Raw genomic sequence first — 17,128 nt, 5'->3', positions numbered from 1 at the left:
TGATACAGCAGAATTTAAGAGTCAGAATTCAGAATTAAAACAGGATTTATGCCTAGTTGTGAAACTAGGATGTGTAGTTACTCAAAGTGTATTCCACAATATAAAGAAATTATTTACAACATCAATTACTGATTGGTAAGCAGATTCAGCGAGGGTTTTACGACCGCGTTGCTTTTTTAATGGCATCAACAATTTATTTGTGTAGATATTATACCTGTTAGCTTTCTCCATTGTGTGGGAATACTAAATACAAGTTCAGATAATGATTCATAATTCAAAAATTTCTGCGTCATAGCATATTTCGTGTTCGGGTCTTAGGATGGATTAATGAAGTTTTTAGATTAAATGGACTGTGATATATATCAAAAAATAGCCAATAACTATTTAAATCGTATTCTTTCTGAAAGCGTGCGATCTAGGTTGATTTTAGTTGTCATAGGTCATTGAATCTAAATCTACTCAAGCTCTAACCCATATTCCACCCTTCCTGCTGTCACAATCATTTTTTGGATTTTTATCCAATTTTTTATACCCCTAAGAATCAGTATGTAGAAAATCTCTGTTCTGACACTCCAGAGGTCGGAATGTGGGCTTTAAGTAAAACTTGACCTGAACGAGCAACTACTTAGGTCAAGGCAAGCAGCTTGACAATTTTCAGGCTACATCACGATCGCTTATTCAATTTTCAGGGAAGGCGCAATCCAATGCTTAGTTACTTTCAACATGCATCTGTCCACCAGCTATTTGAAGTTCAGGTGGAGAAGTCACCTGATTCTATAGCAATAGTATTTGAGGGACTGGAGAGCCAGCAAACCTGTCAAAGCGTCCTCACCTACCGAGAGTTAAATATTCGTGCTAATCAACTCGCGCATTACCTGAAGACTTTAGGCGTAGGCCCAGAAGTACTGGTAGGTATTTGTGTAGAGCGTTCCATTGAGATGATAGTCGGGATGTTAGCCATCCTCAAAGCAGGTGGTGCTTACCTTCCTCTTGACCCCAACTACCCTAAAGAAAGGTTGGCGTTCATGCTGGAAGACTCTCAAGTGTCTGTGTTGCTAACTCAGCAACGTTTGGTGGAATCTCTCCCTATCAACACAGCACAAATTATTTGCTTAGATACAGATTGGGATGTAATTGCCCAACACAGCGCAGAAAACCTCACTTGCGAAGTCACTTTAGATAACCTCGCTTATGTGATTTACACCTCAGGCTCGACAGGCAAACCTAAAGGTGTCTTAGTCCCGCACGCCGGAGTTGGCAACCTAGCCAGAGAACAAATCCGTATCTTCGACTTACAACCAGATAGCCGAGTTTTACAATTTGCGTCCTTTAGCTTCGATGCCTCTGTTTCGGAAATTTTCATGGCATTCCTAGCAGGTGCAACACTAGTTTTAGCAACGCGGGATTCTTTGATGCCAGGAACGGGTTTGCTCAAGCTATTACGCGAACAGCGAATTACAACCGTTACCCTACCACCATCAGCCTTAGCTGTTCTACCAGTACAAGAATTACCCGATTTGCGATCGCTCATTGTTGCGGGCGAAGCCTGTCCGCCTGAATTGATTAACCGTTGGGCACCTGGTCGTCGCTTCTTCAACGCCTACGGCCCAACGGAAGTAACTGTTTGCGCCACAATTGCTGAATGTACCCCCAGCGTTAAAAAACCACCTATTGGCTATCCCATTGCCAACAAGCAAGTTTACTTATTAGATGAGAAGTTAGAACCTGTACCTGTTGGTGTAGCTGGCGAAGTATACATTGGCGGGTTGGGTTTAGCACGCGGCTATCTCAATCGGCCGGAATTGACAGCAGAGAAGTTTATTGTCAAGAAGGCAGAAGGCAGAGAGAAGTCCGAGCGGAGGCTTCCTCCGTTCCCCGAAGGGGTTGCCGAAGGCATCGGAACTTCGGAGAGGCAGGAGGCAGAAGGACAAGGAGGAGAAAGTTCTCCTTCATATTCCTCACTCAGCACTCAGCACTCAGCACTCAGCACTCAGCACTCAGAGAAGCGTTTATATAAAACTGGGGATTTAGCTTGTTACCTGCCTGATGGTAGCTTGGAGTTTTTGGGACGCATTGACGAGCAAGTGAAAGTTCGTGGTTACAGAATTGAACTAGGTGAAATTGAAGCGGTAATCGGACGACACCCAGGTGTGCAGCAAGCAGTCGTGATGGCACGCGAAGACGTACCGGGACAGAATCGCCTCATTGCTTATGTTGTTCAAAATCCTGAATATGAAGGTGAACCGGAACAAGTTGCCGATTTAGAGGCAGAGTTTATCTCCCAATGGCAAAGCGTTTCTGATGAAACTTACAAACAAACCACTGGCGATCGCGATTCTACACTCAATTTTGCTGGATGGAATAGCAGTTACACGGGTTTACCGATCCCAGAAGCACAAATGCGCGAATGGGTTGAGCAAACTGTGGCGCGAATTCAATCTTTGCAACCAAACCAAGTTCTAGAACTCGGTTGCGGTACGGGGATGTTGATGTTCCGCATTGCACCGCAGTGCAGTGTTTATTGGGGAACTGATTTTTCTCAACAAGTACTGGGTTATCTCCAGCAACAATTGCAGCACCTAAACTTACCGCAAATCAAGTTAGGACACCGCACGGCGGATAACTTTGCAAGTGTTGAACCAGCCAGCTTTGACACAGTAATTTTAAATTCGGTTAGCCAAAACTTCCCCAGCATCGACTATATGGTGCAAGTAATGGCAGGGGCAGTCAAGGCAGTAAAACCGGGTGGTCGGATTTTTGTGGGGGATGTTCGCAGTTTGCCGTTGTTAGAGGCATACCACGCTTCCGTGCAGCTGTATCAAGCTCCTGATACGTTGACAAGAACACAATTACAACAACGAGTGCGATCGCGTTTTGCCCAAGAAGAAGAACTCGTCATCGATCCTCGCTTTTTCCTTGCCTTGCAACAGCATTTCTCCGAAATTGGCCGCGTTCAAATTCAACTCAAGCGCGGTGTTCATCACAATGAATTAACTCGCTTCCGCTATGATGTCACACTCCACATCGGCAGCGAAGTTAGTTCCTCAGCTGATATCGCTTGGTTTGACTGGCAACAGCAAGAACTTACGTTACCAGATCTCCACCGATATCTTACCGAAACCCAACCAGAGATTTTGGGGTTGCGAGGTGTTCTTGATGCACGTTTAGCCACAGAAGTCAAGACTTTAGAATGGTTGGCGAGTGGCGATGGTGTTGAGACAGTTGAAGAGTTTCTTGCCCAGATATTGCCAACGCTGGAAGGATGGGGAGTAGATCCAGAAAATCTGTGGGCATTGAGCGAAGACCTACCATACAACATCGATATCATCTGGTCTGAGGTTGCAGGTTGTTACGATGTCGTGTTGCAGCGACGAGATACCCCACCCCCCTGCCCCCTCCCCGTAAACGGGGAGGGGGAGAAAGGTGATAAAACCTTTCATCCCCAACCTTGGAGTGCTTACGCCAACAATCCCCTTAAAAGTAAACTGGCTCGCAAGCTTGTTCCGCAACTGCGGAGTTTCTTGCAAGAAAAGTTACCCGACTATATGGTGCCCGATCGCTTTCTGTTGTTGGATGCCTTGCCAATTACGCCCAACGGTAAAGTTGATCGCAAAGCATTACCAGCCCCCGACGCCACTAGACCTGAACTTGCAGAAAACTTTGTGCCGCCATGCACGCCTCTAGAAACAGAACTAGCAGAAATTTGGGCAGAAGTCCTGGGAATAGAGCAAGTTGGCATTCAAGACAATTTCTTAGAATTGGGTGGACAATCTTTACTTGCCATTCAAGTAGTTTCACGTATCCGCGATAAGTATCAGGTAGATTTGCCGATGCGATCGCTTTTCGACTCACCCACCATTGCCCAACTCGCCCAGCAAATAGAAAGCAACCAGGAAAAACCTGGGTTGCAAGCACTTCCCATTGTTCCTATTTCTAGAAATCAAAACTTGCCACTTTCGTTTTCTCAACAGCGCTTGTGGTTCTTTGAACAGTTGGTTCCTGGTACAGCTTTATCTAACCAATCTGCGGATATTCGCCTCCCTGGTTTACAGAATGCAACTGCCCTAGAGCAAAGCTTTAACGAAATTATCCGACGGCACGAAATTTGGCGCACCACGTTTGAAATGGTTGATGGGCAACCGATTCAAGCAATCCATCCAGCCCCTTATATTCCTTTACCTGTTATCGATTTGCGATCGCTTCCCCCAGCCGAACGAGAAGCCGAAGCGTTAAGACTCGCAAGCGAACAGGCACAGCAACCTTTTGACTTAACTATATTACCTCTGCTGCGAGCGATTTTAGTCAGACTCAGTGAGACAGATTATCGATTGTACATGACGATGCACCATCTCATTTTTGATGGCGTTTCCCTGTATAACGTCTTTTTACAAGAATTGGCGATACTTTACGAAGCTTTTTGTAAAGCAGAGGGCAGGGGGCAGAAGGCAGAAGGAGGTAAAAGTATGCCTTTCTCTTCTCCGTTGCCAGAATTATCAATTCAATATGCAGACTTTGCTTACTGGCAACGGCAATGGTTGCAAGCAGAAGTTCTTGCACCCCAACTAGATTACTGGGAAAAGCACCTGGCCAATCTCTCAATGCTGCAATTGCCAACAGACCGTCCGCGTCCGGCAATGGAAACTTTCCGAGGGGCGAGACATTCGCTGAAATTACCCAAAGGGTTGACGGACGAACTGAAGGCGCTGAGTAGTCGTGAGGGAGTTACCCTATTTATGACTTTGCTAGCCGCATTCAAAACGGTGCTAGCACGTTATGCTCAACAGGATGATATTCCTGTAGGTGCGGTAATTTCCGGGTCAAACCGTCTCGAAATTGCTGGGTTGATTGGGTTTTTAATTAATAACTTGGTATTGCGGACAGACCTTTCTGGTAATCCCAGTTTCCGAGAACTGTTGGGAAGAGTGCGAGAAGTTACCTTAGGCGCTTACGCCAATCAAGATGTACCCTTCCAAAAGTTAGTTGAAGTCCTGCGACCGGAACGCCATCTGGGTCATCACCCTTTATTTCAAGTGCTGTTCGTTCTGGAACCGCCAACGCCAGCATTAGATTCTGGATGGAGTTTGCGTCCCCTAATTGTGGATACGGGAACGTCAAATATGGATATGACGCTTTCGCTCGACGATCGCCCGGAAGGTTTAGTGGGCTATTTTGAATACAATAGCGACTTATTTGATGCAGCAACCATCACGCGGATGGTTGGGCATTTGCAAACTGTATTAGAAAGCGTTGTTGCTAATCCAACACAGAAACTCTCAAATTTATCTCTATTAACCGAAGCAGAAAAGCAGCAGTTGCAGACATGGAATGATACCCAAAAAGATTATCCTCTGGATGTCTGTTTGCATGAATTATTTGAGGCACAGGTCAGAGAATCTCCTGATGCGATCGCAGTTATCTTTGATGGGTTAGAAGGTGTCCATCCTACTCTTACCTATCGCGAACTAAACCAACGTGCTAATCAACTCGCCCATTATCTAAAAGCACAAGGCGTAGGGAAAGAGGTGCTAGTTGGTATTTGCATGGAACGTTCCTTAGAGATGGTTGTGGGGCTGTTAGGAATATTGAAAGCAGGCGGTGCTTACGTTCCCTTCGATCCGGAGTATCCCAAAGAACGTTTAGCCTTCATGCTTGAAGATGCCCAAGTTCCCATCCTACTGACTCAGTCGCAGTTAGTTTCTGCCCTTCCACCTCACCAAGCACAAGTTATTTGCTTAGATAGGGATTGGTCAACCATTGCTCAATGTAGTGCAGAAAATCCCCATAGCGAAGTCAATTTTCAAAACCTGGCGTATGTAATTTACACCTCTGGCTCAACCGGAAAGCCAAAAGGGGCGATGAATACGCACCGAGGAATATGCAATCGCTTGTTGTGGATGCAAGAAGCTTATCAATTAATTGAGAGCGATTGCATTTTACAAAAAACGCCCTTTAGTTTCGACGTATCGGTTTGGGAATTTTTCTGGCCGTTAATTACAGGTGCTCGTTTAGTAATCGCTCAACCGGGTGGACATCAAGATAGCGGCTACTTGGTGAAGGTAATTACCCAGCAGCAAATTACAACGCTGCACTTTGTTCCTTCCATGCTGCAAGTCTTCTTAGAAGAGCCAGGAGTGACAGCTTGTAACTGCATTAAACACATTATTTGTAGTGGTGAAGCCCTACCTGTTACCCTGCAAGTACGTTGCTTTGCCGTACTAAATGCCGAACTACACAACCTCTACGGCCCAACAGAAGCCGCCGTTGATGTGACCGCCTGGAAATGCCAGCGAGATGGCAATCTATCAACCGTTCCCATCGGTCGCCCGATCAGCAATACACAAATCTATTTGTTAGATTCTCATTTACAACCCGTACCAGTAGGTGTACCAGGAGAACTTTACATTGGCGGAGTTGGTATTGGGCGGGGCTATCTCAATAGAGAGGAACTGACGGTTGAGAAGTTTATTTTGAGGCAGGCAGAGGGCACAGAGAAGTCCGAGCGGAGGCTTCCTCCGCTCGGAACTTCAAAGAGGCAGGAGGCAGAAGGGGCAGGGCACAGGGGGCAGGGCGCAGGGGGAGAATTCATTACTCAGGACTCAGCACTCACTACTCGGCACTCACAGGAGCGTTTGTATAAAACTGGCGACTTGGCTCGTTACCTTCCTGACGGCAATATTGAATACCTGGGACGCCTCGATCATCAAGTGAAACTACGCGGTTTCCGGATTGAACTGGGTGAAATTGAGGCGGTATTGAGTCAGCACTCAGATGTGCGGGAAGCAGTAGTTGTTGTGCAAGAGGATACAGGTAGCAAGCGACTACTAGCTTATGTTGTCACTGCTCATTATCCAGAACGAGTGCCTTATCAAGTCGCCTGTCCGGTGGAATTTACTGGGAAGGGAACAGCCATTTTAGAAACTGAGGATATCTCTAGCAGTGGAATGTGTTTGGTCGGTGTCATTGATATGGAACCGGGTCAGGCTGTTCGTGTGCGCCTGCAAATACCGGGTTCCAATGAGGAACGGTGGTTGTTGGGGAGTATCGCTTGGCAACAAGGGAATCGAGCCGGAATTCACCTTGACCTGACACCCGATTTGCAAGAGTTGTGGGAGCAAGGTGTCCATTATCTGCTCGAAACCCAAGGCTTTTTAAAAGTTTGGCAGCGCACGGTTAGTGCTAGCTTACGAGATTTTCTCAAGCAAAAGTTACCTGAGTACATGGTTCCTACGAGTTTTATCCTGCTGGATCGACTACCACTTACTCCTAGTGGCAAAGTGGATCGTAGAGCCTTGCAGCAACAACGTTCGGCAACCGTAGCGCCACCAGCCAAGCCGGAATTAGAAGCAGAATTTGCCGCACCTCGTCATGCTATCGAACAGGTTGTTGCTGATGTTTGGGCTGAAGTTCTGAAACGTGATCGCATCGGTATCCATGACAACTTCCTAGATTTGGGAGGACACTCGCTGCTAGCAACGCAGGTAATCTCTCGGTTGCGCAGTCTGTTCCAAGTGCAATTGCCCTTACGCCTGATGTTTGAGTCTCCCACCGTGGCGGAACTAGCCGAAGCGATCGCTAAACTCCAAAGCACTCCAGCGACAGCACCAGAACCCGCCATTACATCAGTTTCTCGCGCCGCTTATCGCATGAAGCGATCCGCACTCAAAAAAGGGACAGATGGCTAGGGCAACAAACAATAAAGGATAAAAATGATACAAAAACTTCCTAGCAATTCCTTAGAGGCTGTTGGAAATTCTTTGAGTGCTGATGAGGAAGAAGTCTTTGCCTTTCCTCTCTCCTCTTCTCAGCAACGCTTGTGGTTCCTCGACCAGTTAATTCCCAATAGCCCTATTTACAATATTCCCGGTGTCGTACAATTTCACGGACGACTGGATCGGGTGGCATTAGAGGAAAGTTTTAACGAAATCGTTCGTCGCCACGAAGTTCTGCGAACAACCTTTGCGATGATCGCAAACGGACAACCCGTGCAAGCTGTTGCTCAGGTGGAAGAAGACTCTACCCTGAGGCGTCACTACTTATTGCAAGAAATAGACCTCAGCCACTTGAGCGAACCAAACCTTCAGCTTGAAGTTCAGCGACTGGCAATCGAAGAAGCTCAACGACCGTTCAATTTAGAACAAGGGCCGCTGCTGCGCGTCATGCTTTTGTGCCTTGCCGAACAAGAGTACACCCTTGTTGTCACGGTACACCACATCATTTCAGATGGGTGGTCGTTTGGTGTATTAGCGCGGGAATTGATGGCACTTTACGACAGTTTCTCTCAAGGTAACCCTTCACCTCTTCCTGACCTCCCCATCCAGTACGCTGACTTTGCCCTTTGGCAGCAAGAGTGGTTGCAAGGCGAACTGCTAAAGAGCAAATTCGCTTACTGGCAGCGGCAACTCGGCGGTTCCTTGCCCGTGCTGCAACTCCCAACCGACAGACCACGGCCCGCAGTCCAGTCTTTCCAAGGGGCGCGACAACCCTTTGCCCTTTCCTCAACCCTTAGCGAGGCACTGAAAACTTTCGCCCGTCAGGAAAGCGCCACTGTATTTATAACAGTGTTAGCGGTTTTCAAAACCTTACTCTACCGCTATACAGGGCAGGAAGATATTTTAGTCGGTTCGCCCATTGCCAATCGCCAACGTCTTGAACTAGAAGGATTAATGGGCTTTTTTGTCAATACTTTAGTGTTGCGAACTGACCTATCTGGCAACCCAACATTCCGACAATTGCTGGCTAGAGTGCGGGAAGTGACCCTAGAAGCTGACGCTCACCAAGACGTGCCTTTCGAGAAACTGGTAGAAGCGCTGCAACCCGAACGCGAACTGAGCCGGAACCCCCTGTTCCAAGTTGCCTTTGTCATTACACCCCCCATGCCAGACCTAGCTCCACCGTGGAGTTACAGCCAGCTAGATGTGGATACAGGTACGGCAAAGTTCGATTTGACGCTAGCGTTAGAAGAAAGACCAGACGGTTTCATCGGCGTGTTTGAATACAGTACTGATTTATTTGCAGCCGATGCGATCGCTCGGATGGTTGGTCATTTCCAAACTTTACTGGCAGGTATCCTTGCCAACCCAGACCAGTGCATTGGTGAGTTACCCTTGCTAACTCCATCAGAGTGGCAGCAGATGCAGTCGTGGAATCAAACCCAAGCTGATTATCCGCAAGGGTGCATTCATCAGCTATTTGCAGAGCAAGTTGAGAAAAATCCCGATGTGGTGGCTGTGGTTTTTGGAGAGCACCAGCTAACCTACCGCGAACTGAATACTAAAGCCAATCAATTAGCGCATTACCTACAAAGCCTTGGTGTCGCACCAGAAGTATTGGTGGGGATTTGCGTTGAGCGATCGCTCTATACCATAATCGGTATCTTGGGCATTTTCAAAGCAGGTGGCGCATACTTACCACTCGATCCTGCTTATCCTGCCGAGCGTTTGGCATTTATGTTAGAAGATGCTCAAGTTCCAGTGCTATTAACTCAGCATTCATTAGGTATTGAGCGAACACACAGCCAATCATTACAAAAGACAACCATCGTTTATCTAGACAATTGGGAAGCGAATACTGATGGTGAGAAAAACCCTGCTTCTGGTGTCACCTCTGATAACCTAGCTTATACAATCTACACCTCTGGGTCTACAGGCAAACCCAAAGGTGTTCTACTGACACATGAAGGTTTGTGCAATCTAGCTACAGCACAACAGCAGCTTTTCAACTTGCAGCCAAATAGTCGTGTTTTGCAATTTGCATCCCTCAGTTTTGATGCTTCTATTTGGGAAATTGTTATGGCTTGGGTAGCTGGCGCAACTCTCGTTCTGGCTCAGCGAGACGATTTGCTTCCAGGTACTACTTTGCTGAAGTTATTGCGCGACCAGCGGATCGCAATTGTTACCTTACCTCCCTCAGTACTAGCGGTTTTGCCAGTAGAAGAACTTCCCGATTTGCAGACAATTATCGTCGCTGGTGAAGCTTGTCCTCCTGAACTAGTGAAACGTTGGGCACCTGGTCGTCGGTTCTTCAATGCTTATGGCCCAACGGAAAGTACTGTCTGTGCCACTGTTGCTGAATGTACCCTAGATGACAAGAAATTACCTATCGGTTATCCAATTGCGAATACGCAAGTTTATATACTTGACGCTAACCTACAACCTGTCCCTGTTGGCGTTCCTGGTGAAATATACATTGCTGGAGTTGGGTTAGCACGGGGCTATCTTAACAGACCGGAATTGACGGCAGAGAAGTTTATTTTTAGAAAGGCAGAGGGCAGAGAAGCAGAGGAGCAGGGGGGACTCGGGGCCCCCTCTGGGGATAAGGGGGAGAGGGGAGCAGGGGGAGAATTCATTACTCAGCACTCAGCACTCACTACTCAGCACTTACAGGAGCGTTTGTATAAAACTGGCGATTTAGCTCGTTATCTGCCTGACGGTAATATTGAATACCTTGGTCGCATTGATAACCAAGTGAAGATTCGCGGGTTCCGGATTGAACTTGGGGAAATTGAGGCGGTGTTGAGCCAGCATCCAGATGTGCGGGAAGCGATCGCAATGGCACGAGAGGATATTCCAGGTGAGAAGCGATTAGTTGCCTATATTGTCTCTAAGCAGACACCAAAGCGAGTGCCTTATGAAAGCGAGTGTTTGGCACAATTGGACGGCTACGGGACAGTGAAACTCGAAACTGAGGATATCTCCATTGGCGGTGCTTGCTTGATAGGAGTACCAGAGATGCCTGCCGCTCAGCCTCTACGCTTGTGTCTGACATTACCAGGTGTGAGTGGAGCTAGGTGGTTTTCTGGAAAAATCGCTTGGCAACAAGGAAATCGAGCTGGAATTCAATTTCAGGTTACACCATCAGAGCAAGGGATTCTCAATCAAAGCGTTGAGTATCTCCTCAAAACAGGGGGATTTTTAAAAGTTTTGCAACGCATGACTGTTGAGAACTTGCGAAGCTTTTTGAAACAGAAGTTACCCGACTATATGGTGCCTTCTAGCTTTGTATTTCTCAATGCCTTACCCCAAACCCCAAATGGTAAGGTGGATCGCAAGGCACTTCCTGCACCGGAGAATTTGCGACCGCAGTTAGACAAGACATACACCGCACCCCAGACAGAGATAGAGCAAGCGATCGCTTCAGTGTGGCAACAAGTCCTGCAAGTGGACAAAGTTGGGTTATACGACAATTTCTTCGATTTGGGCGGTCATTCTCTGCGGATGGCGCAAGTTCACACTCAGTTGTGCGAGGTATTACAGCAAAAAGTCTCGATGGTGGAACTGTTTCAATATCCCACTATCAGTGCTTTGGCTAAACATTTGAGTCAGGACGAAGCACAACTCGCGTTTGCAAATAGCCATCAACGTGCCAACAAACAAAAAGAAGCCCTGCATCTACAAAAGCAAAAAATGCAAAGGAAGAAGCAAAATGGATAATCTACAAAGCCACGACGCCTTAGAAGGAATTGCTATTGTTGGACTGGCAGGCAGATTTCCAGGTGCGAAAAATGTGGAGGAATTTTGGCAGAATCTCCAGGACGGCGTAGAGTCCATTTCTTTCTTTTCAGAGCAAGAATTGACTGATGCTGGCATTGATTCGGCAGTATTTCGTAACTCTGACTACGTTAAAGCCAAAGCAGTTTTGGACGATATCGAGTTATTTGATGCGGCTTTCTTCGGGTTTAGTCCTAAAGAAGCCACGATTACCGATCCACAACATCGCTTATTTTTAGAATCAGCTTGGGAAGCGCTGGAAAATGCGGGTTACAACCCGGAAACATACACAGGTGCAATTGGCGTGTATGCAGGGATGGGGATGAGTGGCTATTTATTAAATAATCTGTGGGCAAACTCTGAATTAACCAGTTCGGCTGGCGCATATCAACTTTTAATTGCCAACGATAAAGATTTCTTGCCTACTCGCGTTTCATATAAACTCAACCTTAAAGGCCCAAGCGTTAATATTCAAACTGCTTGCTCGACTTCCTTAGTCGCCACTTGTATGGCGTGCCAAAGCTTACTGAACTATCAATGCGACATGGCTTTGGCAGGAGGAGTGTCCATCAGCTTGCCGCAAAAAACAGGGTATTTGTATCAAGAAGGCATGATTTTTTCGCCAGACGGCCATTGTCGGGCTTTTGATGCCCAAGCACAAGGAATCGTGGCGGGGAGTGGAGTCGGAATTGTTGTTTTAAAGCGATTAGAAGATGCGATCGCAGATGGCGATACTATCCATGCTGTGATCAAAGGCTTTGCTGTGAACAATGACGGCTCTATGAAAGTAGGTTACACCGCTCCCAGCGTCGATGGTCAAGCAGAAGTTATTGCTCAAGCCTTGGCAATGGCGGAAGTCGATCCAGAAAGCGTAACTTATATCGAAGCACACGGTACGGGAACACCCTTAGGCGATCCCATTGAAATTGCCGCACTGACAAAAGCCTTTCGCGCCAGTACCCAGAAAAAGAATTTTTGTGCCATTGGTTCGGTGAAAACAAATATCGGACATTTGGATACAGCAGCTGGGGTTACAGGTTTAATCAAAACTGTTCAAGCGCTTAAACACCAGTCTTTACCACCCAGCTTGCATTTTGAAACCCCAAATCCCAAAATTGATTTTGCCAACAGTCCTTTTTACGTTAATAACCAACTCAGTGAATGGCAAAAAAATGGCAGTCCTCGCCGTGCGGGAGTTAGTTCGTTTGGTATTGGGGGTACGAATGCCCATGTTGTTTTAGAAGAAGCACCACAAGAAGTCAAAAGTCAAAAGTCAAAAGTGAGCCAGCGCGGTCTTGGGGGTTTCCCTCATGAGCGAATGGCGAACCCCGAAGGGGTCAAAAGAAAGTGTTTGTTGTTGTGTTTATCAGCTAAATCTGAATCGGCACTTGATATAGCTACACACAAATTAATTGAGCATTTAAAACAGCATCCCGAACTAAACTTGGCTGATGTTGCTTACACGCTTGCTTTAGGACGTAAGGCTTTTAACCATCGCCGGATAGTTGTTGGTAGCGATTTAGAAGAAGTAGTAACAGCACTTTCTAGGCTCAATCAGCAAGTTTTTATTAATACACAAGAATCTCAACAACGTCCCATCACATTCATGTTTTCTGGACAAGGTTCCCAATACGTGAATATGGGGTTGGAACTTTATCAAGTTGAACCAATATTTCGCGAACAAATCGATAAATGTTCCCAATTACTGAAACCTGATTTAGGATTAGATTTGCGCGATGTTCTGTATCCCAGTGAAGAAAAAACAGAAATTGCCGCGCAACAATTAAAGCAAACGGCAATTACACAACCAGCCTTATTTGTTATTGAGTACGCTCTAGCACAATTATGGATGTCCTGGGGTGTGCGTCCTCAAGCCATAATTGGGCATAGTATTGGTGAATATGTTGCAGCGTGTATTGCTGATGTATTCTCCTTGGAAAATGCTTTGTCACTGGTTGCGGCGCGGGGAAGACTAATGCAGCAAATGCCTGCGGGAGCGATGCTAGCCGTACCTTTAACAGAAACAGAAGCGCGATCGCATCTCAACGATAACCTGTCTCTGGCAGTGATTAACACTCCTTATAGTTGCGTGATTGCAGGTACAATTGCAGAGATAGATGCTTTAGAACAGCAGTTACCAGAAAGTCGTCGCTTGCATACTTCTCATGCGTTCCACTCGCAGATGATGGAACCGATTTTAGAACCCTTCATTGAGTGTGTTAAGAAAGTCAAGCTGAATCCCCCACAAATTCCCTATATTTCTAACGTCACCGGAACTTGGATTACCGCCGCAGAAGCTACCAATCCCAACTATTGGGCACAACACTTACGTCAAACGGTACGCTTTGCTGATGGTGTGCAAAAGTTAATGCAAGACTCGGACAGAGTTCTCTTAGAAATTGGGCCTGGACGAACGCTGACGACACTTGCTAAGCAGCATCCCGATAAAGATGCTGGGGCGCTCATCCTGTCTTGCTTACGCCATCCTCAAGAACAACAATCAGATGTGGCATTTTTGTTAAACGCTTTAGGGCGACTTTGGTTGGCAGGGGTAGAAATTGATTGGTCAGAGTTTTATACTGGCGAACAACGTTACCGCATACCGTTGCCAACCTATCCCTTTGAACGTCAGCGTTACTGGATTGAACCGCAAGGGTTACCAGTACAAGAAGCTGCTAACTCTTTGACTAAAAAACCGGATATTGCTGACTGGTTCTATATTCCTTCTTGGCAACGTTCACCGATTCTGGCGCAAAATGATAGCCTTGCCAAGGAGCGTTCTTGTTGGTTGGTGTTTGTAGATGAGTGCGGTTTAGGCGATCGCATGATCAATCAACTCAAACTGGCAAATCAAGATGTAATTACTGTCAGCATTGGAGCGCAGTTTAGCCGCGATACTCCTGCGGAGTCACTTTGTGAACGTCAAAATGCCTACACGCTCAATCCCTCACAGCGCCAAGACTACGACACTTTATTGCAAGAACTACACGCACTCAACAAGATGCCACAAATTATCGTGCATTTATGGAGTGTTACGCCTGATGAGGTTGTGGAAGAAAGATTTGAACGCGTAGAAAAATTGCAAAATTTGGGTTTCTGGAGCTTACTATTTTTAGCACAGGCACTTGGGAAACAAAATATTAGCGATCGCTTAAATATTGCAATCATTTCTAACAATCTGCAACAAGTTACGGGTGAAGAAAATCTCTGCCCGGAGAAAGCAACCCTACTCGGTCCCTGTAAAATTATTCCCCAAGAATATCTCAATATCTCTTGTCGCAGCATTGATATAGTTCTGCCTGCGCCTGGAAGTCAGCAACAAGAAAAATTAATTAACAATTTACTAAAAGAACTAACTGTTCAAACCTCAGATGTGGCGATCGCCTATCGTGGTAATCATCGTTGGGTACAAACCTTTGCACCTGTCCGATTAGATAAAGCTGAGAAAGCAACGCCTCGGCCAAAAAATGGCGGAGTTTATCTAATTACAGGTGGATTAAGCGGTATTGGTTTAGTTCTGGGGGAATATCTGGCAAAAACGGCACAAGCGAAATTAGTGCTGGTTGGGCGATCGCAGTTTCCCCAAAGATCCGAGTGGGAACAATGGCTCAGTACTCATAATGAACAGGATAGCGTCAGTGTCAAGATCTGCAAATTCCAAGAGATGGAAGCATTAGGTGCAGAGGTAATGGTTGTTTGTGCTGATGTTGCCAATCTTGAACAAATGCAAGGGGTGATTCAGCAAGTATGCGATCGCTTTGGTGCCATTCATGGTGCGATCCACTCTGCGGGAATTCCACCAGCAGGCATAATTCAAATGAAAAAGCCAGAAATTTCCGCTAATCTTCTCGCACCGAAAGTCCAAGGAACTTTGGTACTGGATACTCTCCTGAAGAATTTCAATTTAGATTTCTTTGTCCTTTGTTCTTCTCTAACTTCAGTCTTACCCTTTCCTGGGATAGTAGATCATTGTGGTGCAAATGCTTTTCTCGATGCCTTTGCGCAATACAATAGCGATCGCTCCCATCGGTTCACCGTTGCAATTAACTGGGATGGTTGGCAAGAAGTTGGACAAGCAGCCAATGGAATTGGCCCAGATGAACTGAAGAAATGGCGTGAAGAAAGTTTGAAACAAGGAATCTTACCTTCTGAAGGGATTGAGGTATTTAGTCGCATTCTTGCAAGTTCGCTACCCCAGGTTTTAGTCTCAACTCAAGATTTTCTCCCCCGATTCCAGCAACCATTAGTTGTAGACTACAATCCTTCCAGATCAAAGCACTCCCGGCCTGAATTAGGCAATGCTTATGTTGCACCGCGTAACGTTTTAGAACAAACTATTGCAGATATCTGGCAAAAATGTTTAGGTGTTGAGCCAGTCGGCATTAGCGATGACTTCTTTGAGTTAGGGGGAGACTCATTACTAGCCGTTCATCTCCTGACTCAGGTGAGTGAAGCTATGCAAACAAAATTGTCTCCCCATAGTTTAATTAATGCCCCGACAATTGCTGGGTTAACAGAGTTGATAGAAACAACCAACTCATCATCTATAGTTAAGGCATTACCTTCATCCCTGGTAGAAATTCAAGCTGGAAACCCCCCAACCGCCTCTGTTCTTAGTTCATGCAGCTGGCGGACACGTTTACCAGTACCGTGACTTAGCACATTATCTCGGCTCAGATCGACCAGTGTATGGTTTACAGTCTGAGAGTACGGCAGGAAAAAGCCATAATTTGATTCAGGTTGAGGAAATGGCAGCGCATTATTTAAAAGCGCTACGCACTGTCCAATCAGAAGGTCCCTATTTTCTGGGAGGTGCTTCTTTTGGGGGTACAGTCGCCTACGAGATGGCGCAGCAACTCCAAGCAGCCGGGGAAGAAGTAGCTTTACTGGCTCTGATTGATACTCCTAGTCTCGGTCACATGCCCTCAGCAAATATAGAAGATGACGAACTCAAAATCATGGCTTACTTGCTGGGTGTTGGTGCTAACGTTCCCATCGCCACAGATTCCCTAGAACAACTTAGCCCTGACGAACGGCTACACTACTTTTTGGAACAAGGAAAAAGCGGTTTAAGAATGCCTGCTGACTTAGATATCAGTGAAATTCGCCACTACTACCATCTATTTAGAAGCAACATTAAAGCGATGAGAAGCTACGTCCCGCAAGCTTATCCAGGTCGAGTCATCTTTTTTAAAGCAAGCGATCGCGACTCCTTCAACCCAGCAAACCCAGAACTAGGTTGGCTAGATTTGGCAATGGCAGGGCTAGAAATTCACGAAGTCCCTGGCAATCACATTACAATGAACTTTCCTCCTCAAGTCCAAGTTATGGCTAAGTTGTTAAAGGCATATCTGGATAGCGATACACAAAACTAAACTTTTAACAGAGTTAAAACTCACCTCAAGATTCCATTTAAAAACCCCAGAGCGATATCCTTGCTCCGGGGTTGAGTTATGTTTTTAGTTTTGATGCCACATAACCCTGAAATATGATAATTTCCCGATGGAGAATAGACCTTTTGCAAAAATATATTTTTGCAAGAGGGGGGAAAGGGTAAAGGTAAAAGGGAAAGGGTTTTGAGTTCCTTTCCCCTTTTCCCCTTTCTCTTTTACCGACTTCTGCAAGAAGTCTAATGAATGTTC

Annotated in this window: 4 protein-coding genes; all 4 read left to right on the top strand. The window is 46.1% G+C overall.

Annotated elements, in window-relative coordinates; genetic code table 11:
• Positions 1-704 precede the first annotated feature (704 nt).
• The 4 genes from BV372_RS21465 to BV372_RS21450 are packed head-to-tail and all read left to right on the top strand — an operon-like array spanning position 705 to position 16,861.
• Positions 705-7,682 (top strand): non-ribosomal peptide synthetase, encoded by a 6,978-nt coding sequence (locus BV372_RS21465; RefSeq protein WP_086688519.1) that lies wholly within the window; start codon positions 705-707, stop codon positions 7,680-7,682.
• 24 nt (positions 7,683-7,706) lie between these two features.
• Positions 7,707-11,429: a non-ribosomal peptide synthetase gene (locus BV372_RS21460; RefSeq protein ID WP_086688518.1), complete on the top strand. Its 3,723-nt coding sequence runs from the start codon at positions 7,707-7,709 to the stop codon at positions 11,427-11,429.
• Positions 11,422-16,140 carry a type I polyketide synthase gene (locus BV372_RS21455; protein WP_086688517.1) on the top strand — a complete coding sequence of 1,573 codons (4,719 nt, stop codon included), beginning with the start codon at positions 11,422-11,424 and terminating at the stop codon, positions 16,138-16,140. Before BV372_RS21460 ends, BV372_RS21455 begins: the two co-directional genes overlap by 8 nt.
• Positions 16,073-16,861 (top strand): thioesterase domain-containing protein, encoded by a 789-nt coding sequence (locus tag BV372_RS21450; protein ID WP_086688516.1) that lies wholly within the window; start codon positions 16,073-16,075, stop codon positions 16,859-16,861. Before BV372_RS21455 ends, BV372_RS21450 begins: the two co-directional genes overlap by 68 nt.
• The last annotated feature ends 267 nt before the right edge of the window (positions 16,862-17,128 follow it).

This window comes from Nostoc sp. T09 (assembly GCF_002154695.1).
Lineage (GTDB): Bacteria > Cyanobacteriota > Cyanobacteriia > Cyanobacteriales > Nostocaceae > Aulosira.
Note: the sequence above shows the minus strand (reverse complement) of the source record. Positions and strands in the feature narration are given on the sequence as shown.

Excerpts from the sequence above, each read along its gene's own strand:
- BV372_RS21465 (WP_086688519.1), top strand. The coding sequence starts at position 705 with ATGCTTAGTTACTTTCAACATGCATCTGTCCACCAGCTATTTGAAGTT.
- BV372_RS21460 (WP_086688518.1), top strand. The coding sequence starts at position 7,707 with ATGATACAAAAACTTCCTAGCAATTCCTTAGAGGCTGTTGGAAATTCT.
- BV372_RS21455 (WP_086688517.1), top strand. The coding sequence starts at position 11,422 with ATGGATAATCTACAAAGCCACGACGCCTTAGAAGGAATTGCTATTGTT.